Raw genomic sequence first — 1,808 nt, 5'->3', positions numbered from 1 at the left:
CGACAGTTATCGCTATCACAGCAAAAGACTCTCCGCTAGATAAAGCGAGTTCTCTGTCTATCTCATTGGATGTACCGGAAGACACTGACGTTTACATGCCAATGGCAAGTCGTGTTGTTCAGATGACGGTTATCGATGTGTTAGCAACAGGCTTTACGCTTCGTCGTGGTTCTGGCTTCCGAGAGAATCTGAAGCGAGTAAAAGAGTCACTTCGTGATTCACGTTACGAAAAGTACTCTCAGTTCTAATCTGTTAAGATGTGAGCTTAAGAATTATATTCAATTGAAAAACGGAGCCTAGCGCTCCGTTTTTATTTGTCTGTTTAAATGGGTTTGTGCTGTGATTAATTATAGTGTGTCTAGTTATGCCGAGAGCAGATTGAAGACTGTTAGATAGTCCAGCTATTGCCCTTCTCAACCACGCTGTTCTCAGACGCATAAGAATTGATAATGGTAAAGCTCGACTCAGCAGTAGGCTCTTGCTCAATTTGATTCATTAAAGCTCCCTCATGAAGCCCTTCTACACAACCGCACTTCTCGCAAACCTTCTTCAGAATACGTACGAGCCGTTCTTGGTTCAGCGGTAAAGGGTTCCCTTTAATCGCCACTGATTTGAGCGCGTCGGCTGACACCTCATCAAATTGGGCTTCACAGACACCAAATTCCAGTAAGCTTGGAAGCTTGAGCGTATCCAACACTTCAGACAACCAAGAAATTGCCTCTTCCTCAGTTGCTTCTACGTTACCTGTCACTATCTGAGAAATTCGCTGATAACGCGCTAGGATGTCACATCTCTGCTGCTCCTTCGCAGCAGCTATATTCTCTAACATCACAAATGGTGCTAAACGTGCAGTTATCACACTATGAGGAGCCGAGATTTTGCCACCTAGCGCAGAAGCCAAACCATGCGCAGCGCCAAGTTTGGCGTTAGTTATCGCTATTCCCCCTAACATAGAGGAAAACGCGAGATCAGAACGCGCTTGAGGTTCATCGTAGATACACGCCTGAATGACAGAACCACTCAGCTTACGTAAGCCTTCTTCGCAGATCATATCAGTCAGTGGGTTCGGTTCACCGCACACATAGGCTTCCATTAGATGGGTAAATGCGTCCATAGCACCTCGCCCCGACAAATACAGATTCGTACCATGAGTTAGGGTTGGGTCAACAATCGCAACGTCAGCCAGCATGTCTGGGTTTCTAAGGCTGATTTTCACTTGGTCTTGCCCTGATTTCAGCACCGCGTTTTTAGTGACTTCTGCACCTGTACTCGCTGTGGTTGGAATCGCAATGAACGGAAGCGGTTTGGTTTTAAGAGGGACATTACGCCCAACGACTTCAACATAGTCATACAAATTACCTTGATTAGGTAAAACCGCAGCCAACGCCTTGCCCATATCGATGGCACTACCGCCCCCCATAGCGACAACCATATCTGGCTTAAATCGACGTGCGGAAATAGCAGCCTCCTCAACCATTTTGATATTAGGTTCACCGGAAACGGCAATGTGTTGATAGCGCATACTCTGTGCATCGAGATAGTCAGTAACTATTGAAGTGCGCTCTAATGTATTGCCAGTCACCAATAGCACGCTGTAACCGTATTGATTAAAGAGAGACAATGAAGCGGAGAGTGCTCCATCACCAAAGATGATCTTTGTAGATGTCATAAATTGAAACATGGTGCCTCCTGCGCCTATGACCGAACAAAACTGCGAACTCTTGGTTTTTAGAAAATTGATTTCTGGAAATTGGTCTCTTGGATTTTACATTTGAAATTTGATTTTCGTATTTACAACACAATCTCGG

At 45.2% G+C, this 1,808-nt stretch carries 1 protein-coding gene and 1 pseudogene; one reads left to right on the top strand and one right to left on the bottom strand.

Features of this window, described 5'->3' with window-relative positions; genetic code table 11:
- Positions 1-248 (top strand): annotated as a pseudogene (locus AB4653_RS09315) (transcriptional regulator HexR); the annotation flags it as partial.
- Between the two features lie 140 nt (positions 249-388).
- Here the strand turns inward: AB4653_RS09315 and AB4653_RS09310 are convergent.
- The gene (locus AB4653_RS09310; protein WP_102258608.1) at positions 389-1,681 is read right to left on the bottom strand and encodes an iron-containing alcohol dehydrogenase; all 1,293 of its coding nucleotides are present in this window, start codon (positions 1,679-1,681) and stop codon (positions 389-391) included.
- Positions 1,682-1,808: the final 127 nt, after the last annotated feature.

Origin of the sequence: Vibrio sp. 10N.222.48.A3 (assembly GCF_041475345.1) — a bacterium.
GTDB lineage: Bacteria > Pseudomonadota > Gammaproteobacteria > Enterobacterales > Vibrionaceae > Vibrio > Vibrio tasmaniensis_A.
The sequence above is the reverse complement of the archived record's forward strand: the minus strand, read 5'-3'. Positions and strand labels throughout refer to the sequence as shown.